This window comes from Streptomyces sp. 5-10 (genome assembly GCF_014712245.1).
GTDB lineage: Bacteria > Actinomycetota > Actinomycetes > Streptomycetales > Streptomycetaceae > Streptomyces > Streptomyces violaceusniger.
Map to the genome: position 1 here is coordinate 27,918 of NZ_JACVYG010000058.1, position 21,110 is coordinate 49,027.

Consider the following 21,110-nt stretch of genomic DNA (forward strand, 5'->3'; position numbering starts at 1 on the left):
GGGGTACATGGTCCGCTTGTGGACAACAAGGCCCCGCCGGGTTGCCCGGCGGGGCCTGATGGTTTATGGGACGGCGTTCGCCGTAGCGCTACTTGCCGGTCTCCTTCTCGTACGCCTTGATGACCTCGTCGGTCGGGCCGTCCATCAGCAGCTCGCCCTTCTCCAGCCACAGCACCCGGTCGCAGGTGTCCCGGATGGACTTGTTGTTGTGGCTGACGAGGAAGACCGTGCCGGCCTCCTGACGGAGCTCGCGGATCCGGGCCTCGGAGCGCTTCTGGAACTTCCTGTCACCGGTGGCCAGCGCCTCGTCGATCATCAGCACATCGTGGTCCTTGGCCGCGGCGATGGAGAACCGCAGCCGGGCCGCCATACCGGAGGAGTACGTGCGCATCGGCAGGGTGATGAAGTCACCCTTCTCGTTGATGCCCGAGAAGTCCACGATGCCCTGGTAACGCTCCCGGATCTGCTCACGCGACATGCCCATGGCCAGACCGCCGAGGATCACGTTCCGCTCACCAGTGAGGTCGTTCATCAGCGCCGCGTTCACACCGAGCAGCGACGGCTGGCCGTTGGTGTAGACCTTGCCGCGCTCGGTGGGCAGCAGCCCCGCGACGGCCTTGAGCAGGGTCGACTTCCCCGAGCCATTGGACCCGATCAGACCGATCGACTCGCCCTTGTACGCCACGAAGGTGACCCCGCGCACGGCGTGCACCTCGCGCATGCCAGGCGCGTTCTTGCGGCCCAGCATGCGGCTGAGGGCGGCGGTGGCGCTGCCCTTCCCCTTGGGGCCGCCGTTGACCCGGTAGACGATGTGGACGTCGTCGGCGATGACGGTGGGCACCCGCGTCGGCGCGGAAGCCACCTGAGCGGCCTGGTCGGCCTGCTCCGCCTGGGCACCTTTGTCGAGGGTTTGCTCAGCCACGGCCGTACTGCTCCTCTGCCTTCCAGAAGTACACGAATCCCCCGACGCCGAAGAGGACCGCCCAGCCCAGGGCCAGCGCCCACACATGCGGCGGCAGGTTGGCCCCGGTGTAGTCGTCGATCAGCGCGTACCGCATCAGGTCCATGTACACCGCCGCCGGGTTCCCCAGCATGGCGTCCGAGATCCACTTGCTCGCCCCCGCGTGTTCGAGCGTACGGGCCAGCGGGAACATCACCCCGGACGCGTACATCCACGTACGGAGGATGAAGGGCAGCAGCTGAGCGAGGTCCGGGGTCTTGGCCCCCAGCCGGGCCATGATCAGCGAAAGCCCGGTGTTGAAGACGAACTGGAGCGCCAGCGTGGGCACGATGAGCAGCCAGGCGAAGGACGGGTAGTGACCGAAGCCCAGTAGCACGATGACCAGCACGATCATCGAGAAGAGCAGCTGCTGGAGCTGCTGGAGCGCGAAGGAGATGGGGAGCGAGGCGCGCGGGAAGTGCAGGGCCCGCACCAGCCCGAGGTTTCCGGAGATCGCCCGTACGCCCGCCATGGCGGATGCCTGGGTGAAGGTGAAGACGAACACACCCGTCACCAGGAACGGAATGTACATGTCGTTCGGCATACCGCGACTGCTCTTCAGCAGCATGCCGAAGATGAAGAAGTACACCGCCGCGTTGAGCAGCGGGGTCGCCACCTGCCACACCTGACCCAGCTTGGCCTGGCTGTACTGGGCGGTGAGCTTGGCCGACGAGAAGGCCATGATGAAGTGACGCCGGCCCCACATCTGGCGGATGTACTCGCGGAGGCTCACCCGGGCGCCGCTCACCGACAGCTCGTACTTCCGCGCCAGCTCGGCCGGGGACAGTCCGTCGTCGGCTGATGGCGGGCCACTCACGGCTACCGCACCGTCGTGCGTAGTCTCGCTCACAGTTGACACTTTCGTCTTCAGGGTGCGCTGAGCGGGGCCGCGCCCCGGGTCGCGCCCGATGCTCTTCGTTACGAGCTTGTCAGATGACAGGAGGTCGGCCCAGTCGGGTCAGGCGCCATACCGTACGCCACTTCATGGGCCGGCGTGGACCACACGGTGTCTTCCAGCCTTCCCGGAACCCTCCGAACCAGGCCCGAAGTGCGGTTTTCGAGGGACGCCTGGCCAGTGTGAGCAGCAGCCAGACGCCCAGATAGACGGGGACGAGCAGCGCAGGAAGGTTACGCCGGGCCAGCCAGACCCGGTTGCGCGCCACCATGCGGTGGTAGACCGCGTGCCTGCTCGGGGCGGTGGTCGGATGGTGCAGCACCATGTCCGACCGGTAATCGATCATCCATCCGGCGTCCAGCGCCCGCCAGGCCAGATCGGTCTCCTCATGGGCGTAGAAGAAGTCGTCCGGCAACCCTCCGACCTGCTGGAACACCGTGGTACGCACCGCGTTGGCACCGCCCAGGAAAGTGGTCACCCGGGAGGACCGCAGGGGGTCGGAGGCGCGCAGCCGGGGCACATGGCGACGCTGGGTGACGCCGGTGTCCGGGTCGGCGATGCGGAACGAGATGATGCCCAGCTCCGGGTCGGCGGCGAACGCCTGGCGGCACAGCTCGGCCGTGTCGGTGCCCGGCAGCAGCCCGTCGTCGTCGAGGAACAGCAGCACATCGACGTCCGACCCGCCGGGTCCGAACGCCTCGATGCCCACGTTGCGGCCCGCCGGAATGCCCACGTTCTCGGGCAGCTCGATGGTCCGGACGCCCTCGGGCAGCGGGGGCAGCGGCGAGCCGTTGCCCACGACGACCACCTCGACCGGGTCGCCGTCCTGCTTGGCGACCGAGTCGAGGAGTGCGCGCAGCTCCTCGGGGCGGTTGCCCATCGTCAGGACGACCGCTCCGAGCTTCATTGTGCTCATGCTCACTTGAGCCTGCTCGACGCGAGGATGGACACGAGGTGAAGCAGGGTTTGCAGCAGGGCGATAGCGGCCAGTACGGCAACGCCCAGCCGGGTGAAGAACAGGTCGCCGCGCACCTGGTCCACGATCGCCACCACGAGGATGAGCAGCGACGCCTCGACCCCGAGGACCAGCCGGTGGAACTTCAGCGCCGCGGCCGCCCTGCGGGCCAGCGCCACACCGGACGAGCGCGGCTCGGCGGCCGCCTCCTTGACCGGCGGCAGACCGCCCTGGTGCCGGGCGACCCCGACGAGGTCGGTCTCGGCCTTGATCAGGATGGCACCGAGCGCGGCGAGGGTGCCGAGGAACGCCCACAGCCAGTCGATCCGCCCGGAGCCCCACGGGTCGGCGGCGCGCAGACCGAAGCCGACGAGCACCGCGGCGTCGCACAGGTAGGCGCCGACCCGGTCCAGATACACACCGCTCAGCGAGAACTGCTGCTTCCAGCGGGCTATCTCGCCGTCCACGCAGTCCAGCAGCAGGTAGAGCTGGACCATCAGCACCCCGAGCACGGCGCCCGCGATCCCCGGCACCAGCAGGGCCGGGGCGGCGAGGGCGCCGAAGACGGTCATCAGATACGTCAGCTGGTTGGGCGTGACCCGCGTGTTCACCAGGTGCCGGTCGCAGCGGAGCGAGATCTCCCGCATGTAGAGGCGCCCGGCCCAGTGCTCACCGCTCCGCCGGTCCTTCACCCCCGCGGGGTGGACGACCGGGCGGAGTTCAGCCACTGATGGCTTGACTGACTGCTTTGGCATAGTCGGCGTATGCGTCCCTGATCGCGTCGGATGAGAGGTCGAGGTGCTCGAGGATCGTGTAGCGGCCGGGGCGCGTCTTCGGAGCGAACTCCACGACCTGGACGAACTCGTCCACGGTGAAGCCGATCTCCTCGGGCAGCACGGGCAGCCCGTGCCGGTGCAGCACCTCGGCCATGTGCTCCGACTCCTCGTGCGCCCCGCGCAGACGCATCGCGAAGGCGGCGGCCAGGCCGCACTGCTCGCCGTGGCTGGCGGCGCGCTTGGGGAAGAGGAGGTCGAAGGCGTGGTTGATCTCGTGGCAGGCACCGGAGGCCGGGCGGGAGTCCCCCGCGACCGACATCGAGATGCCGGTGAGCACCAGTCCCTCGGCCAGCACCTGGAGGAAGCCGTCGTCGCCGACCCCGCCGGGGTGGCGCAGCACGGCCTCACCGGCCTGGCGCGCCATCGCGGCCGCGAGGCCGTCGATCTGCTCGCCGGTCTCCCGGTTGGACAGCTCCCAGTCGGCGACCGCGGAGATGTTGGACAGGGCGTCGCCGATACCGGAGCGGACGAAGCGGACCGGGGCCTCCCGGATCACGTCGAGGTCGATGACCACGGCGATCGGGTTGGGCACCCCGTACGAGCCGCGGCCCGCGTCGTTGTCGAGGGTGGCGACCGGGGAGCACAGACCGTCGTGCGAGAGGTTGGTGGCGACGGCGACCAGCGGGAGGCCGATGCGCGCCGCGGCGAACTTCGCACAGTCGATGATCTTTCCGCCGCCCAGCCCCACAACCGCGTCGTAGTGCCCCGACTTCATGCGGTCGGCGAGCTTGATCGCGTCATCCAGGGTGCCGCCGCCGACCTCGTACCAGCTCGCTCCCGGCAGCGCCGACGCCAGCCGCTCGCGCAGCAGGGCGCCGGAGCCGCCGCTGATGGCGATGGCCAGCTTTCCGGAGGAGGAGATCCGCTGGTCGGCGAGGACCCCCGCGAGATCGTCCAGGGCGCCCGCGCGGATGTCGACGACGAGCGGCGAGGGGATGAGCCTCGTCAGTACTGGCACGCGATCTCACGGCCCTTCGACAGATCGTCGTGGTTGTCGATCTCGACCCACTTGACGTCGCCGATGGGGGCCACGTCGACCTTGAAGCCGCGGTTGACCAGCTCCTGGTAGCCGTCCTCGTAGTAGAGGTCGGGGTCGCGCTCGAAGGTGGCCTTCAGCGCGTCCGCGAGGTCCGCGGCGGCCTCGCCCTCGATGAGGGTGACGCCGATGTACTCACCGGTCGCCTCGGCCGGGTCCATCAGCTTGGTGATCTTCTGGACGCCCTTGTCGGGGTCGGCGACGACCTTCATCTCCTCGTCGGCGAGCTGCTTGACCGTGTCCAGGGCGAGGATGATCTTCTGGCCGTTGCCGCGCGCGGCCAGCAGGGTCTTCTCGACCGAGACCGGGTGCACGGTGTCGCCGTTGGCGAGGATCACGGAGTGCTGGATCGCGTCACGGGCGCACCAGAGGGAGTAGGCGTTGTTCCACTCCTCGGCCTTGTCGTTGTCGATCAGCGTGAGCTTGAGGCCGTAACGCTGCTCCAGGGCCTCCTTGCGCTCGTACACGGCCTCCTTGCGGTAGCCGACGACGATGGCGACCTCGGTCAGACCGATCTCCGCGAAGTTGCCGAGGGTCAGGTCGAGGACGGTGGTCTCACCGTCCACGGGCACCAGGGCCTTGGGGAGCGTGTCGGTGTAGGGGCGCAGACGCCGTCCGGCGCCGGCCGCGAGCACGAGGCCGATCATGCGGGTTCTCCTGATTCGTCGTGTACAGCGGGTGCTCCTGAGGACACCCAGAAGCGGATGCTCTCGATGAGCACCGCCAGCGCGAGGGCCGCCGCCAAAGCGGTCAACGCGATGGTGAAACCTTGGTTCTGGTGGTGCAGCAGGGCAGCGGCGGCCGTGACCGCCACCGTCCGCCCCTCGTGCCCGCCGATCGCCCGCACCAGCCGGTGCGGGGGCGCCCCGGTGCCGCCGCGGATGCGGTACACCGTGTCGTAGTGATGGTAGGCGACCGCCGCGACGAGCCCGAAAGCCGCCGGCAAGGCGCCGTTCACCTCCGAGCAAGCCGCCAGTATCAGGATGGTGCCGTATTCGGCCGCGCGGAAGAGCGGCGGCACCAGCCAGTCGAGGGGGCCCTTGAGGGGCGCGGTGACGGCGACGCCCGCGAGCACCGCGTAGAGCACGGCGCAGCCGACGGGCACCCAGGAGCCGAAGCCGGTGGCCGCGGCGCCGGCCAGGACGGCCGCCGTGCCGAGCGCGGCCGAGACCGGGGCGAGGTACGAACTCGCCCCGCGTGGGGCGGCCTTGGCGACCAGCTCGGCCAGCGGGCCGGAGTCGGCCAGCTCGGCGAGGGCGCGGGCGGCCCGGTCCGTGCGCCCGGCCCGGCGGGTCAGCGAGCGCAGCACCCGGCCCGCGGTGGTGTAGCAGGCGGCCAGCGCACAGCCGATGAGAGTCGCGTAGAAGGTGATACGGGGCGTGGTGAACGCGGTCAGCACGGCGATCATCGCCCAGCGCTCGCCGATCGGCAGCACGATCATGCGGCGCACCCAGACCGTCCAGCCGACGCTGTCGAGGCGGCCGGAGAGGGCGGCGGTGGGGCTGGTGTTGCCGGTGGCGTCGTGGTTGGCCTCGTTGAAGGCGAAGTCCACGACGTGGCGGCAGGTCTGGAGCACCATCGCGCCGAGTGCGAGCGCCCAGATGTCGTCGCCGTCGGCGCGGGCGGCGCCGAGCGCGAGACCCGCGTAGTAGGCGTACTCCTTGGCCCGGTCGAACGTGGCGTCCAGCCAGGCGCCGAGCGTGGAGTACTGGAGCGAGTAGCGGGCCAACTGCCCGTCGGTGCAGTCGAGCACGAACGAGGCGATCAGCAGCACACCGGCCGAGACGAAGCCGGGCCGGGTGCCGGTGGCGGCGCAGGCCGCGGCGATGAGCGCGGTGAGGAGGGAGGCGGTGGTGACCTGATTGGGGGTCAGCCCGCGCCGGGCGCACCAGCGGGCGATGTAGCGGGAGTACGGGCTGATGCAGAAGGTCGTGAAGAAGCCGTCCCGCGCCTTCACGGCCGACCGCAGCCGCACTCGCTCGTCGTCCACCGCGTCCACGGCGTCCTGTGCCTTCGCCCGCGACAGGGCGTCCGCGGGCACGGCGGCCACGAGCACCCCGAGCTCGGGCCGGTGAAGGGCGACGCCTCCGGCGTCGAGGGCCGCGGCGATGTCGTCCACCCAGGAGTGGGCGTCGGCGGCGCCGTGCATGGCCGCCACCTCGGCGGGGGCCCCGGACCGCGACGGTGCGGCGAGGCCGTCGGCGGTACGGTCCGGCGAGGCCACGTGGGCGGCCTCGCCGGGCGCGGCGGCGGTGGGCGCGTTGGCGGCGCCCATGGCCGCCACCTCGGCGGAGGACTCGGAGGGGGACCGCGTGGCGAAGCTGTCGGCGGCGTGTGCCGCGCCGCCCGCACGCACGCCTGTGCCGGCAGCGCGGTCCGGCGCGGTCGTCCCGGCGGCATCGGTGCGGGTCGCCCGCCCGACAGCACCGGCGGTGGTGGGCGCGGCGGCGGCGCCGAGGGCGGTGGCGGCTCCGGACGGCCGCGTCCGGCTCCGGCTTTCGGCGTACTCGCCCGACGCGTGTGCCGCGTCGGACGCATGCACGGCGGCGTCCGCCCGATCGGCGGCCCCCGAAGCCACAGCCGCTCCGGGCGCGCCTGCGTCGCCGCTCCTGTCGTCCGCACCAGGGCCCGGGGCCGAGCCCACGGGCGGCTGGGTCTCCTCCGCCCGGTCGGGCACGGTGGTGGGCACCACCGTTGACGCGGCCGCGTGCTCCGGACTCTCGGCGGAGCCGGGAGCGGGGGCGGCGGTAGGCGCCCCACCGTCACTGGTCCGCGCCGTGGCGGCGGCAGCCGTCACCGCGCGGACCAGGGCCGCCCGCGCCTCCGGCTGGGCCGTCAGCGCACCGCGCACCGTGGCGGCCGGGAAGCGGGGGTCGGTGAGGGCCAGCCGCAGGGCATGGGCATGGCCGACGAAGCGGGAGTCCACGAGGGCCACCCGCTCATGCGCCGGGACGGCGGCGAGCTCCGCCGTGACCCCGGCGGCGTCGGTCGCCGTACGCACGGCGAAGCCCAGCGACCGCAGGTCGTCCTCGAGGGACGAGCCGGCGACCGGCGCACCGGTGAGAATCGCGGTCGACAGACGAACTCACTCCTTGGCAGCTGACATGGTGGCCGCGCCGCTGATGGCACTGGCCTGGGGCCCTCCGGGCCATGGGCATCGCACGCCCTGGCCCCATGGGCTGGCGGCACGTCCGGCAGAGGCTATCGGATCGATGGAAGCCGCCGTTCACCGCACATTCACCACACCATCGGGGGAACGACCACTTCCGCGCGCCGCCGATCATCATGGTGGATGGCGGCTGTCCTCCACAAACGGCGACCGCCCCGCCATGGATAGGGTGCGGGGCATGACATGGCTGATCACAGGTGGTGCCGGATATATCGGGTCGCATGTCGTGCGGGCCATGGCCGAGGCGGGCGAGTCCGTGGCCGTGCTCGACGACCTGTCCAGCGGCGTCCGGGCGCGGCTGCCCCAGGACGTGCCCCTGGTGTGCGGCTCCACCCTGGACCGTGAGCTGCTGGACCGCACGTTCGCCGAGCTGGGGGTGACCGGTGTGGTGCATCTCGCGGCGAAGAAGCAGGTCGGGGAGTCCGTGGAGCAGCCGCTCCGCTACTACCGGGAGAATGTGCACGGGCTCACGGTGCTGCTCGAGGCGGTGGTCGCGGCCGGTGTCAGCCGCTTCCTCTTCTCCTCCTCCGCCGCCGTCTACGGCATGCCCGATGTGGAACTCGTCACCGAGGACACCCCGTGCCTGCCGATCAATCCGTACGGAGAGACCAAGCTGGCCGGAGAATGGCTGGTCAGGGCGGCGGGCGCGGCCCACTCCCTCTCCACGGCCTGTCTGCGCTACTTCAATGTGGCGGGTGCCACGCGCCCCGAGATGGCCGACACCGGAGTGTTCAACATCATCCCGATGATGTTCGAGCGGATCACCGAGGGAGAGCCGCCGCGGATCTTCGGTGATGACTACGACACCCCCGACGGCACCTGTGTCCGCGACTACATCCATGTCGAGGATCTGGCCTCCGCCCATCTGGCCGTGGCCCGTCGGCTGGCCGCACAGCCGGAGCCGGGCGATCTCACGGTGAACATCGGCACCGGCCGGGGCGTCTCGGTGCGGGAGATGTCCGACCTGATCGGCGAGATCACCGGCCGCCCGGACCTCACCCCCGTGGTGGGGCCGCGCCGGGCGGGCGATCCGGCCCGGGTCGTCGGATCCACCGAACTGATCGCCAAGGAGCTGGGCTGGAGCGCCCGGCACGATGTGCGCGCGATGGTGGAGTCGGCCTGGGAGGGCTGGTGCCTCCACCACCCGGAGGCCCGGCGCGGCTGACCCGGCGCCGTCCCGGTGCCGTAGTTCACTGGTGGGCAGGGGACCGCGTCGCCGGGAGGAGGCCCCTACGCACATGGGCGCAGGTCATGACCACGCCGGCGGCCGGACCACCGCGGGCGCCGCCCACCGGTGGCGGCTGCGGATCGCCCTGGCCATCACCCTCACGGTGATGGCCGTGGAGATCGTCGGCGGTCTGCTCGCCGGCTCCCTCGCCCTGCTCGCGGACGCCGGCCACATGGCGACAGATGCGCTCGGGCTCGCGATGGCGCTGCTGGCGATCCACTTCGCGGGCCGCCCGCCGAGCCCGCACCGCACCTACGGCTACGCCCGCGCCGAGATCCTGGCGGCCCTGGCCAACTGTCTGCTGCTGTTCGGCGTCGGCGGCTACATCCTCTGTGAGGCGGTGCTGCGGTTCCTCACCCCGACCGCCACCGAGGGCGGGCTGACGGTCGTCTTCGGCGCCGTCGGCCTGGCGGCGAACCTGGTGTCGCTGGCCCTGCTCCGGGGCGGGCAGCGCACCAGCCTGAACGTACGGGGCGCCTTCCTGGAGGTCGCGGCGGACGCGCTCGGCTCGGTCGCGGTGCTGGTGTCCGCCGGGATCATCCTCGCGACCGGCTGGCAGACGGCCGATCCCATCGCCTCCCTGGTGATCGGCCTCATGATCGTCCCGCGGACGTACAAGCTGCTGCGCGAGACGCTGAACGTGCTCCTGGAGGCGGCGCCGCGGAATGTCGACATGGCGGCCGTACGCGCCCACATCCTCGGCCTGCCCGGGGTCGAGGGGCTGCACGACCTCCATGTGTGGACCATCACCTCGGGAATGCCGGTGCTCTCGGCCCATGTGGTGGTCGCTCCGGGGGCCCTGGACGCGATGGGGCACGAGCGGATGCTGCACGCACTCCAGGAATGCCTGGGGGAGCACTTCGACGTCGGGCACTGCACGTTCCAGCTGGAACCGGGTGGGCATGCTGATCACGAAGCCAAGCTGTGCCACTGACACGCGCAAGAGGCACATGTGCGGCAGACTTGGACGCTCACGATCCGGAACTATGAGGATGGTCATGCCGATCACACCTGCCAACGGCGGCTCCGCCGAGACCGCCGCGCCCTCCGCGCCGAGCGGTTCCGCCGAACCGATCATGCTCGAGCTGGTCGACGAGGACGGTACGACGATCGGCACCGCGGAGAAGGTCTCCGCCCATCTTCCGCCGGGGCAGCTGCACCGGGCGTTCTCCGTCTTCCTCTTCGACGACGAGGGGCGGCTGCTGCTCCAGCGCCGCGCGCTGGGTAAGTACCACTCCCCCGGGGTCTGGTCCAACACCTGCTGCGGCCACCCGTACCCCGATGAGCCGCCGTTCGTGGCCGCCGCCCGGCGCACCGCCGAGGAGCTGGGCCTGGCGCCCGCGCTGCTACGGGAGGCGGGCACGGTCCGCTACAACCACCCGGACCCGGCCTCGGGCCTGGTGGAGCAGGAGTACAACCACGTCTTCGCGGGGCTGGTGCGGGCGACCCCGCGCCCGGATCCCGAGGAGATCTGCGACATCGCCTTCGTCACCCCCGATGAGCTGGACAAGCTGCTGCGCGACGCGGGGCCGTTCTCGGCGTGGTTCCTGACCGTGCTGGACACGGCCCGCCCGGTGGTCCGTGAGCTCACCGGTTCGGCGGCCGGCTGGTAGCGGCGCCGGGCAGCGGAAGGGCGGCCCAGACCACCTTGCCGCCGCTCGCCGTGTGATCGACGTCGTAGACCCCGCCCGCCTCCTCCGTGATCGCCGTCACGAGCAGCAGTCCACGCCCGCCGGTCCCGCCATGGTCCGCCATCAGCGCGACGGGCCGGTAGGGATGGTTGTCCTCGACGGCGATCCGGACCCAGTCCCGGCTCAGGGAGACCTCGACGGCGATCTCGGGAGAGAGCAGCGCGGCGTGCCGTACCGCGTTGGTGACCAGCTCGGAGGCGATCAGGAGCAGACTCTCCACCAGTTCGTCGGTCACCGGCACCCGCTGATCGACCAGCAGCTCGCGCACCGCGTGCCGGGCCTGGGGCACGGAGGAGTCCAGGGCGGGTGCGGTGAACCGCCAGGTTCCCTCGTAGGCGACCGGGGGCGCGGGCGGGGCGTGTCCCGCTTCGGAGGGGACTCTCCCGACGATCTCCATGTGCGATACCCACCCCTCGCCGCGGCCCGACCACTCGTATCGAGTGTTGGGAAGCTCTGGTACTGACCGATGGACTACGCAGAACTTGACGCTTATCGAGCGTTTTTGATCGTTGGCGTATGCCAGGGTCACGCGCTCGACTGTTCCTGCTCGCGTGGATTCCGAGCATTGACTCTGTGGATTCCGGGCCTTGACTCCGCCGTGACCGACTCGAACGGCCGGGGCCCAGCCGGGCCCCGCCCCGCATGCCGTCGGAGGCGCCGCCGCGCGGCCCGGACACGAGGGGCCCGGATCGAGCGACCCGGACACGAGCGACCCGGATACGGGCGGCCCGGATACGGGCGGCCCAGACACAAGCGACCCGGATACGATCCGCCGCATGGAGCCCTCTCTGGAGCACGAGGTCGCCGACGGCATAGCGACCGTCGTCATCCGCCACCCCGCCAAGCGCAACGCGATGACCCCCGGGATGTGGCGGGCGCTGCCCCCGCTGCTGGCCCGGCTCGCCACCGATCCCGCCGTACGCGCGCTGGTGCTCACCGGCGACGGCGACACCTTCTGCGCGGGCGCCGACATCGGCTCGCTGAGCGCCACGTACGAGGAGACCGCCGGGATCGCGCTGCCCGCCGAGGAGGCGCTGGCCGCCTTCCCCAAGCCGACCCTGGCCGCGGTGCGCGGCTATTGCGTGGGCGGCGGCTGCCAGCTCGCGGCCGCCTGCGATCTGCGGTTCGCCGAGGAGGGCGCCCAGTTCGGGATCACCCCGGCCAAGCTGGGGATCGTCTACGCCCCCAGCTCGACCCGCCGGCTGGTCGAGCTGGTGGGACCGGCCACCGCCAAGTTCCTGCTGTTCTCGGGCGAGTTGATCGATACCGAGCGGGCGCTGCGCACCGGTCTGCTGGACGAGGTGCTGCCGGCGGGCGGACTCGACAAGCGGGTGGCGGAATTCACGCGGGTGCTGGTCTCCCGGTCGCAGCTCACCCAGGCCGCGGCCAAGGAGTTCGCGGCCGGGCCCGTCGAGCCGGACCGGGTCGCGTACTGGCAGGAGCAGGCGGGCGAGAGCAAGGAGGCCGCCGAGGGCATCGCGGCCTTCTTCGAACGCCGCCCACCGCAGTTCCGCTGGACCCCACCGGCCGAATGACGGCGACGGGACGCGGCCGGATCGGGCGGGTCCATGGGATCCGTAAGGGCGTCACGGCGCCGGGGTGCGGCCGGATCCGGCGGGGCCAACGGGACCCGTAAGGACATCACGACGGCCGGGGGTGACCGGACCGGACGAACCGACGGGACCCGTAAGGACATCACGACGGCCGGGGGTGACCGGACCGGACGAACCGACGGGACCCGTAAGGACATCACGACGGCCGGGGGTGACCGGACCGGACGAACCGACGGGACCCGTAAGGACATCACGACGGCCGGGGGTGACCGGACCGGACGAACCGACGGGACCCGTAAGGACATCACGACGGCCGGAGTGTGGCCGGATCCGGCGGGGCCGATGAGGACTGGTGAGACCCGGGCTACCGGGTGTGACTACCTGTCGGTAGCGTGCGGCCCATGACCACACTTCCCGAGCTTGCCGCCCGTCGCTGCTACAGCGTCATCAACCCCCTCCACTCCAGCATCTACTTCTCCCCGGACTTCGGCGAGGAACTCGCCGAGCTGGGGCTGAAGGATGGCGCGGCCGCGTACTTCGTCGGCCGCGCGGCGCCCCTGGGGCGGGTGGGCGCGGGCACCGTCACCGCGACCTTCTTCAACTTCAGCTACGACCTGGTCGCCCGCCACATTCCGGCCGCGTGGGACGTGGTCTCCCCCGAGGTCGCCCTGGAGGCCCGGCTGCGGGCCGCCGACTCGGTGCTGCGGCGGGTGCTGGGCGAGGAGGTCATCGCCTCCAAGGAGATGGCCGAGGCCGCGGAGCTGGCCCTGCGCGCCACGGAGGCGTGCTCGCGCCTGGCGCGCCCGCTGTACGCCGCCCACGCCGATCTGCCCGTCCCGGACGCCCCGCACCTGGCGCTGTGGCACGCCGCCACGCTCCTGCGCGAACACCGCGGCGACGGCCACCTGATGACCCTGGTCGGCGCCGGGCTGGACGCGGTCGAGGCGCTGGCCTCGCACACCGCGACCGGTCAGGGCATGTCCACCAAGTGGATCCTGCGGACGCGCGGCTACAGCGTCGAGGAGTGGGAGGCGGGCCGTCAGCGGCTGCGCGACCGCGGCCTGCTCACCGCCGACAACGAGCTGACGGAGGCCGGTGAGCGGCTGCGCCAGGACCTGGAGGCCGAGACCGACCGCCTGGACGCGGCACCGTACGAGCACTTGGGCGCCGAGGGCGTGTCCCGGCTCACCGAGCTGGCCACCGCCTTCTCCACCACCGCCCGCGAAAACGGCGCCTTCCCGGCCGACCTCCGCGGCAAGAACTGACGGGCGGCCCCCTGGGCCACCCGTCCTGGGTCGAGCCTCCTGGGAGGCTCGACCCAGGACCCGCACCCGACGCGCGCTCGGAGCCGCGCGGCGAAGCCGCGTATCGATGCCGCGGGAACGGGCGAAGCCCCCGGTACGGGGCCTGGGGCGCAGCCCCGATGCGGGACCTGGAGCGCAACCCCGATGCGGGACCTGGAGCGCAACCCCGATGCGGGACCTGGAGCGCAACCCCGATGCGGGACCTGGGGCGCAGCCCCGATGCGGGACCTGGGGCGCAGCCCCGATGCGAGGCCTGGGGCGCAGCCCCGATGCGAGGCCTGGGGCGCAGCCCCGATGCGAGGCCTGGGGCGCAGCCCCGATGCGAGGCCTGGGGCGCAGCCCCGATGCGAGGCCTGGGGCGCAGCCCCGATGCGAGGCCTGGGGCGCAGCCCCGATGCGAGGCCTGGGGCGCAGCCCCGATGCGAGGCCTGGGGCGCAGCCCCGATGCGAGACCTGGGGCGCAGCCCCGATGCGAGACCTGGGGCGCAGCCCCGGTTTCGGGAAGGGGCGGGGTGGGGAGCAGGCCGCCGCAGGCGTCACGGTCCTCCGGACGGCACACCCAGGCGCTGTAGGCCCGGCGCCGGCGGGCCCGCGAGGGCCCGACGCGAGAACCCGCCGGCGGCCCGGCACGGGGCCCAGTCGGGGTCGGCGGACGCCGGCGTGGGTCCCGGGTCCGCGGCCCCGCCGAGGTCGCGTTTGGCAGGGGCACATCGGGATACCCGCCCTTCGTGCGCGATCGGCCGTCTGACAACCGGGCGCCCACACCGCGCGCCGCGTACGCCGGCAACAGCCCGTGCGCCGCGTAGCGAACGGTGCCCGGCGGCCGCCGCCGAGCCGCCACCGACCGACAGGAGGTATCCCGTGTTCCGCGCCATCGCCGATGTGCTCCGTGCCATCGGTGCCGCCATCGCGACCGTGGTGACGCTTCCCTTCCGCGCCGTGGCCCGCCTCTTCGGCGGTGCCGCCGACGCGGCGAGCGGACCGCGCCGCAGGCGGGTGTGATGACCGTTTCCGGCTGATACCGGTGTCCGCCCGGCCCCGTACCCGGGCCTCCCGGCCCGCCGAAAGCGTCGGCCGCGACCGCTTCGTCAGTGCCACCTGCCACAATGCAGGAGCAGTGCAGACCGAAAGCGGAGCGTGATCGTGACGACGTCCATCGAAGGCAGGATCGCCGAGGAACTCGGCGTACGGGAACGGCAGGTCAAGGCCGCCGTCGAGCTGCTCGACGGCGGCTCCACCGTGCCGTTCATCGCGCGCTACCGCAAGGAAGCGACGGAGATGCTCGACGACGCGCAGCTGCGCTCCCTGGAGGAGCGGCTGCGCTATTTGCGGGAGCTGGAGGAGCGGCGCACCGCGATCCTCGACTCGATCCGCTCCCAGGGCAAGCTGGACGAGGCCCTGGAGGCGCAGATCCTCGCCGCGGACTCCAAGGCCCGGCTGGAGGACATCTACCTCCCCTACAAGCCCAAGCGGCGCACGAAGGCGCAGATCGCCCGCGAGGCCGGGCTCGAGCCGCTCGCCGAGGGGCTGCTGGGCGATCCGACCGTGGAGCCCACGGCCGCCGCGGCGGCCTTCGTGGACGCCGAGAAGGGCGTCGCGGACGCCGCCGCCGCGCTGGAGGGCGCCCGGGCCATCCTCACCGAGCGGTTCAGCGAGGACGCGGACCTCATCGGCGAGTTGCGTGAGCGCATGTGGGAGCGCGGCCGGGTGGCCACTAAGGTGCGCGAGGGCAAGGAGGAGGCGGGCGCCAAGTTCGCCGACTACTTCGACTTCGCCGAGCCGTTCACCGAGCTGCCCTCGCACCGGGTGCTGGCGATGTTCCGCGGCGAGAAGGAGGAGGTCCTCGACCTCACCCTGGAGCCGGAGGAGCCCTCCGAGGAGACCGGCCCCACCTCCTACGAGCGCTCCATCGCCCAGCGCTTCGGCATCGCGGACCGCGGCCGCCCCGCCGACAAGTGGCTGGCCGACACGGTGCGCTGGGCCTGGCGCACCCGCGTCCTGGTCCACCTCGGCATCGATCTGCGGCTGCGGCTGCGGCAGGCCGCCGAGGACGAGGCCGTCCGGGTCTTCGCCGCCAACCTCCGCGATCTGCTGCTCGCCGCCCCGGCCGGGACGCGCGCCACGATGGGCCTCGACCCCGGCTTCCGTACGGGCGTCAAGGTGGCCGTGGTCGACGCGACCGGCAAGGTGGCGGCCACGGACACGATCTATCCGCACGTCCCCCGCAACCAGTGGGACGAGGCCCTGGACAAGCTGGCCCGGCTGGCGCGTGAGCACAAGGTGGAGCTCATCGCGATCGGCAACGGCACGGCGTCCCGCGAGACCGACAAGCTGGCGGGCGAGCTGTGCGGCAAGCACCCCGAGCTGAAGCTCACCAAGGTGATGGTGTCGGAGGCGGGCGCCTCCGTGTACTCGGCCTCCGCCTTCGCCTCGCAGGAGCTGCCGGACCTCGATGTCTCGCTGCGCGGCGCCGTCTCCATCGCGCGCCGGCTCCAGGACCCGCTGGCCGAGCTGGTCAAGATCGATCCGAAGTCGATCGGCGTCGGTCAGTACCAGCACGACCTGTCCGAGGTGAAGCTCTCCCGCTCGCTCGACGCGGTCGTCGAGGACTGTGTGAACGGTGTCGGGGTGGACGTCAACACGGCCTCCGCCCCGCTGCTCAGCCGGGTCTCGGGCATCGGCACCGGCCTCGCGGAGAACATCGTCTCCCACCGCGACGCCAACGGCCCGTTCCGCAACCGTAAGGCGCTCAAGGACGTGGCCCGGCTCGGCCCCAAGGCCTATGAGCAGTGCGCGGGCTTCCTGCGCATCCGTGGCGGCGACGACCCGCTGGACGGGTCGAGCGTGCACCCCGAGGCGTATCCGGTGGTGCGGCGGATGGCCGCGACGGCGGGCGGCGATGTGACCACCCTCATCGGCAACACCTCGGTGCTGCGCGGCCTGCGGCCGGACGAGTTCGTGGACGACGCCTTCGGTCTGCCGACCGTCACCGACATCCTCAAGGAGCTGGAGAAGCCGGGCCGCGACCCGCGTCCCGCCTTCAAGACCGCGACCTTCAAGGAGGGCGTCGAGAAGATCGGCGACCTGTCGGCCGGGATGATCCTGGAGGGCGTCGTCACGAATGTGGCGGCGTTCGGCGCGTTCGTGGACGTCGGTGTGCACCAGGACGGTCTGGTGCACGTCTCCGCGATGTCCAAGACGTTCGTCAAGGACCCGCGGGACGTGGTCAAGCCCGGTGACATCGTGCGGGTGAAGGTCCTGGACGTCGACATCCCGCGCAAGCGGATCTCGCTGACGCTCCGGCTCGACGACGAGGCGGGCGCCCCGTCCGGCGGCGGCCGCGACCGCAACCGCTCCGACGACGGCCGCGGCCAGCGCGGCGGGGGCCGTCGCGGCGCCCCCCAGCAGCGCCAGGGCGGCAGCCGCGGCCAGCGCGGCGGCGGCCGCGACGCGGCTCCGGTGAACGGCGCGATGGCCGACGCCCTGCGGAGGGCGGGCCTCCTGGACCCGAAGAAGCGCTAAGCGGGTCGGAGGAAGTCCGCTCTGGTTCGGCAGCGCCCCGAAGGGGCGCGGGGCTGTGTCGAGGTGCGGCTCCGCCGCGCGGGCGCGACCCGCCACGACGGCGCCGCAGACGGCCGACGACGCCTCGCGGCACTTCCAGCGGAGCGCTGAGCCCGCCGGGCGGTTGGGCACAGGTTCCGCCCGTCCGCCCCTGCCCGGTCTCGCCATGGAGGCGGGACCGGGCGGGCCCGGTGCGGCGGGCGCGCTGTCCTCTCCCCTCGGCGGCCGCACACAGCGGATGTCCCCGCCGCCGCCCTGATCCGGGCCGCCCTGATCCGGGCCGCCCGCCCCGGGCCGGTCGCCCGGGCCCCCGGCCGCGGGGCGGGGCGCGCGGTGAGACCCCGTTCGTCCACGAGCGCGATCGCGCTCGTACGGGCACGGGCGCACACCGGGTCAGGGGCCGAGGCACCCGCGCGGTCGGCCGGGCAGGGGCGGGTGCGGGCCGGCCCCGGGGCGCAAGAACGGGCGCCGGGACGCGCGCCCCCGGCAGACACCGGGATGGGCGGTTCTCCACCGTCTCGGCGGCCCTGCCCGTCGCGGAGGACGTCCGGCCGGGTCCCGGTGCGCCCGGCGGGAACGGGTGGGGCCGAGGCCCACGCCTACCGTTCCACGGGTGTGACCCGGACCGCGTCGTTCGTGCGGGCCACCAGGTAGGAGCGGCCGCGGACGGCGCGGGGGTCCAGGGGAATGTGGTGGGTGCCCGGGTCCAGGACGGCGTCGAAGAGGTCGCGCGTACGGGGCCGGGACAGCCGGTCCAGGCGATGGGCCACAAGCGCCACCCGGCAGGTGGCCGCGACCTCGACCACCGCCTCGGCGCCGCCCGCCGCCGTCGTCAGGCCGAGGAGGCGGCGGCGGTCGTGGGGGGTACGGTCCAGGGCCTGCTCGACCTGGGCGACGAGCAGGGGGACGATCGGGGCGAGCGCGGTGACGCACACCGCGTCGGAGCGCGCCGCCGCGAAGGCGTCCCGGACCGCGTCACGCTCGCCCTGACCCACCGTCGGGCCGAAGACCACCGCACCGTATTTGCACAGCTCATCCGCGTGGGCGCCCGCCGCGTCCAGGGTGATCTCGGCGCCGATGCGGATGCGGCGCAGCGCGGCGGCCAGCTTGGCGAGGACGGCGGCGCGCGGCCCGATCAGCAGCGCCCTCGGGCCGGCCGGGATCTCGGGCGCGAGCGCGCCGTCGGCGGTCAGCAGCCCCTTCAGCGCGGTCCGGTACTGCTCGCCGTGGAAGCGGAAGGGGCCGAGGCCGGGGAAGCCGTCGCGCTCGACGTCCGGTGCCCCGCCGGTCTGCCGGACGAAGTCACGCCAGATGACGTCGGGACCGTCCCGCTCGATGACGGCGGTGACGGCCTCGCACTCCAGCCCCTCGCACTCCGGGCAGCCGTAGAGGACGAACCGGCTCCCGGCCGGCGGCGCCTCCGTCTCCAGCAGCAGCCCCCGCACCTGCTCGGCGAGGGCGGAGGGCCCGATGTCGGCGGCGAGCGGTGAGACCGCGTCGAGGTCGGCGAGGCGCGCCAGCAGGGGTCTGCCGTCCACCACGAAGTCCAGGAAGTCGCGGTGGGTTTGGTACGTGCCGTCGGCCAGCACACCGCCCGCGCGCATCGCCGGGGCCAGTCCGAAGGTCACGTACTCGGAGGTCATGCCCCAAGTATTCCCGGTTCGGGGCGGTATCAGGGGGTAACCGGCGGTGCGCCGCCCGGACCGGTGGGTCCGGGCGGCACGACACGGCCGCGTCCGGCAGGACACGGCCCGTCCGAAAGCGGCGGCCGAGGACGCTAAGCGCGTCGGGCGAAGTCCGCTACGGTTCGGCAGCGCCCCGAAGGGGCGCGGGGCTGTGTCGATGTGCGGCTCCGCCGCGCGGGCGCGACCGGCCACGACGGCGCCGCAGACGGCCGACGACGCATCGCAGCACTTCCAGCCGAGCGCTTAGCGGGCGTCGGCCACCGGGGCGCGATCGCCCGGCCCGGCCGCGCCGTCCTCGTTCTCGGCCGGGGTGTCGGAGCGGGAGTTCCCGGACGGGGAGTCGGCGTCGGGCGGGGTCGCCGGGCCGATGCGGATCTCGAACTCGCCCGCGTACTTCTCATGACCGGCGATGACCGCCATCTCGACGGCCTCCTCGCCCTTCTCGCCCCGGACGATCAGCGGATCGCGGCGCAGATCCTTCAGCAGTGCCCAGCACAGCCCCACCATCACCAGCGTGAAGGGGGCCGCCACCAGGATCGTCAGGTTCTGCAACCCGGTGAGGGCGTCGCCCCCACCGCCGCCGATCAGCAGCATGACGGCCGCCACCGCTCCCGTGACCACGCCCCAGAAGACGACCACGAAGCGGGTCGGCTCGAAGGCGCCCTTCTGCGAGAGCGTGCCCATCACGATGGACGCCGCGTCGGCGCCGGAGACGAAGAAGATGCCGACGAGGATCATCACCAGCACGCTCATCACCCCGGCGATCGGGTACTGCTCCAGCACTCCGAACAGCTGCCCCTCGGGGGTGGATTCCTTCCCCAGCCGCCCCGCGGCCTGCAGCTTCATCGACGAACCGCCGAAGATGGCGAACCAGATCAGGCTCACGGTGCTCGGGACCAGGATCACGCCGCCCACGAACTGCCGGATGGTGCGGCCGCGGCTGATCCGGGCGATGAACATGCCCACGAACGGCGTCCAGGAGATCCACCAGGCCCAGTAGAAGACCGTCCAGCTGCTCAGCCAGTCCGCGACCGACTTGCCGCCGGTGGCCTCGGTGCGGCCCACCAGCTGCGGCAGATCGCCGATGTAGGAGCCGATCGAGGTCGGCAGCAGATCGAGGATGATGATGGTCGGGCCCGCCACGAAGACGAAGACCGCGAGGAAGAGCGCCAGCACCATATTGATGTTGGACAGCCACTGGATGCCCTTGGCGACACCCGAGACGGCGGACGCGATGAAGGCCACCGTCAGGATCGCGATGACGGCGACCAGCAGCCCGGTGCCCACGTCGCTCTTCCAGCCCAGCACCTCCACACCGCTGCCGATCTGCAGCGCGCCGAGGCCGAGCGAGGCGGCGGAGCCGAAGAGCGTGGCGAAGATGGCCAGGATGTCGATGACCCGGCCGCCCCAGCCGTTGGCGTTCTTGGAGCCGATGAGGGGCGTGAAGACCGCGCTGATGGTCTGCCGGCGGCCGCGGCGGAAGGTGCTGTACGCGATGGCCAGGCCGACGACCGCGTAGATGGCCCAGGGGTGCAGCGTCCAGTGGAAGAGCGTGGTGGACATCGCGGTCTGCATCTTCTCGGCCGCGGTGCCGGGATCGGTCCCGGGCGGCGGGGTCATGAAGTGCGACAGCGGCTCGCTCACGCCGTAGAACATCAAACCGATGCCCATGCCCGCGCTGAACATCATCGCGACCCATGAGACGGTGCGGAACTCGGGTTCCTCGCCCTCCTTTCCGAGGGTGATCTTGCCGTAGCGGCTCATGGCCAGCCAGAGGGCGAATATCACGAATCCCGACGCGGCCAGGACGAAGGCCCATCCACCGTTGTGGATCAGCCCGGAGAGCATGCTGTTCGAGACGCTCTCCAGGGTGTCGGTGGCCACGGACCCCCAGACGACGAAGGCCAGCGTGAGCGCGGCGGAGACGCCGAAGACCACGCGGTCCGTCCGGGGGGTCCGATGGGGCCCGGCGGGGTCGGAGCCGGGAAGATCCACGGTCACCGGAGGATCGCCGCCGACGTCCCCCGTGGTTGTACCTGTCTGCGGCACGCAAGAGACCTTTCACTGGGGGTTTATCTGACGGACTTCCGGCTACCCAGTACCCGGAGATGCATGCCACCGGCCGTGGGGCCGGTGTTTTCGTGTGCCGTCAGGGCGTCAGATCAGCACCGTCGGGGCGACGGGTCGGCACCGTCGG

Annotated in this window: 17 protein-coding genes; 7 read left to right on the forward strand and 10 right to left on the reverse strand. The window is 72.1% G+C overall.

All coding sequences use genetic code 11. The features are described from left to right. Positions 1-88: 88 nt before the first annotated feature. From IEJ02_RS39995 to IEJ02_RS40025, 7 genes are all read right to left on the reverse strand, one after another. Entirely contained in the window at positions 89-922 is an 834-nt protein-coding gene (locus tag IEJ02_RS39995; RefSeq protein ID WP_317986038.1) for an ABC transporter ATP-binding protein, read from the reverse strand. Continuing rightward, positions 915-1,850 (reverse strand): ABC transporter permease, encoded by a 936-nt coding sequence (locus tag IEJ02_RS40000; protein WP_191069277.1) that lies wholly within the window; start codon positions 1,848-1,850, stop codon positions 915-917. Before IEJ02_RS40000 ends, IEJ02_RS39995 begins: the two co-directional genes overlap by 8 nt. A gap of 79 nt (positions 1,851-1,929) precedes the next feature. Beyond that, a complete protein-coding gene (locus IEJ02_RS40005; protein WP_137981022.1) occupies positions 1,930-2,802 on the reverse strand; it encodes a glycosyltransferase family 2 protein in 873 nt (290 codons plus the stop codon). An 11-nt stretch (positions 2,803-2,813) separates the two neighbouring features. After that, entirely contained in the window at positions 2,814-3,605 is a 792-nt protein-coding gene (locus IEJ02_RS40010; protein WP_191069278.1) for a CDP-alcohol phosphatidyltransferase family protein, read from the reverse strand. Next, positions 3,571-4,644: an iron-containing alcohol dehydrogenase family protein gene (locus IEJ02_RS40015; protein ID WP_191069279.1), complete on the reverse strand. Its 1,074-nt coding sequence runs from the start codon at positions 4,642-4,644 to the stop codon at positions 3,571-3,573. Before IEJ02_RS40015 ends, IEJ02_RS40010 begins: the two co-directional genes overlap by 35 nt. After that, on the reverse strand, positions 4,632-5,369 hold the full coding sequence (locus IEJ02_RS40020) for a phosphocholine cytidylyltransferase family protein (protein ID WP_191069280.1): 738 nt from the start codon (positions 5,367-5,369) through the stop codon (positions 4,632-4,634). The genes IEJ02_RS40015 and IEJ02_RS40020 overlap by 13 nt, the downstream gene beginning before the upstream one ends. Continuing rightward, positions 5,366-7,723 (reverse strand): DUF5941 domain-containing protein, encoded by a 2,358-nt coding sequence (locus IEJ02_RS40025; RefSeq protein ID WP_317986039.1) that lies wholly within the window; start codon positions 7,721-7,723, stop codon positions 5,366-5,368. Before IEJ02_RS40025 ends, IEJ02_RS40020 begins: the two co-directional genes overlap by 4 nt. A 346-nt stretch (positions 7,724-8,069) precedes the next feature. Between IEJ02_RS40025 and galE the strand changes: the two genes are divergently transcribed. From galE to idi, 3 genes are all read left to right on the forward strand, one after another. Further along, the gene (gene galE / locus IEJ02_RS40035) at positions 8,070-9,056 is read left to right on the forward strand and encodes a UDP-glucose 4-epimerase GalE (RefSeq protein WP_191069281.1); all 987 of its coding nucleotides are present in this window, start codon (positions 8,070-8,072) and stop codon (positions 9,054-9,056) included. Positions 9,057-9,129: 73 nt separating this feature from the next. After that, the gene (locus IEJ02_RS40040; RefSeq protein ID WP_191069282.1) at positions 9,130-10,053 is read left to right on the forward strand and encodes a cation diffusion facilitator family transporter; all 924 of its coding nucleotides are present in this window, start codon (positions 9,130-9,132) and stop codon (positions 10,051-10,053) included. A 64-nt stretch (positions 10,054-10,117) separates the two neighbouring features. Then, positions 10,118-10,732: an isopentenyl-diphosphate Delta-isomerase gene (idi, locus tag IEJ02_RS40045; protein ID WP_191069283.1), complete on the forward strand. Its 615-nt coding sequence runs from the start codon at positions 10,118-10,120 to the stop codon at positions 10,730-10,732. Here idi and IEJ02_RS40050 read toward each other — a convergent pair. Beyond that, positions 10,707-11,207 (reverse strand): ATP-binding protein, encoded by a 501-nt coding sequence (locus IEJ02_RS40050; protein WP_137980229.1) that lies wholly within the window; start codon positions 11,205-11,207, stop codon positions 10,707-10,709. The two genes, idi and IEJ02_RS40050, sit on opposite strands and share 26 nt — an antisense overlap. Positions 11,208-11,586: 379 nt before the next feature. Between IEJ02_RS40050 and IEJ02_RS40055 the strand changes: the two genes are divergently transcribed. The 4 genes from IEJ02_RS40055 (at position 11,587) to IEJ02_RS40070 (ending at position 17,189) form a co-directional block, all read left to right on the forward strand. After that, positions 11,587-12,345 (forward strand): enoyl-CoA hydratase/isomerase family protein, encoded by a 759-nt coding sequence (locus IEJ02_RS40055; protein WP_191069284.1) that lies wholly within the window; start codon positions 11,587-11,589, stop codon positions 12,343-12,345. A 419-nt stretch (positions 12,346-12,764) separates the two neighbouring features. After that, positions 12,765-13,628 (forward strand): SCO6745 family protein, encoded by an 864-nt coding sequence (locus IEJ02_RS40060; protein WP_191069285.1) that lies wholly within the window; start codon positions 12,765-12,767, stop codon positions 13,626-13,628. 900 nt (positions 13,629-14,528) lie between these two features. After that, positions 14,529-14,669, forward strand: a complete 141-nt coding sequence (locus IEJ02_RS40065; protein WP_162001938.1) for an LPFR motif small protein — start codon at positions 14,529-14,531, stop codon at positions 14,667-14,669. 141 nt (positions 14,670-14,810) lie between these two features. Then, a complete protein-coding gene (locus IEJ02_RS40070) occupies positions 14,811-17,189 on the forward strand; it encodes a Tex family protein (protein ID WP_191069286.1) in 2,379 nt (792 codons plus the stop codon). A 638-nt stretch (positions 17,190-17,827) separates the two neighbouring features. Here IEJ02_RS40070 and IEJ02_RS40075 read toward each other — a convergent pair. Continuing rightward, the gene (locus IEJ02_RS40075) at positions 17,828-18,871 is read right to left on the reverse strand and encodes an oxidoreductase (RefSeq protein ID WP_191069287.1); all 1,044 of its coding nucleotides are present in this window, start codon (positions 18,869-18,871) and stop codon (positions 17,828-17,830) included. Positions 18,872-19,156: 285 nt separating this feature from the next. Beyond that, positions 19,157-20,914: a BCCT family transporter gene (locus IEJ02_RS40080; protein WP_317986040.1), complete on the reverse strand. Its 1,758-nt coding sequence runs from the start codon at positions 20,912-20,914 to the stop codon at positions 19,157-19,159. Between the last annotated feature and the right edge of the window lie 196 nt (positions 20,915-21,110).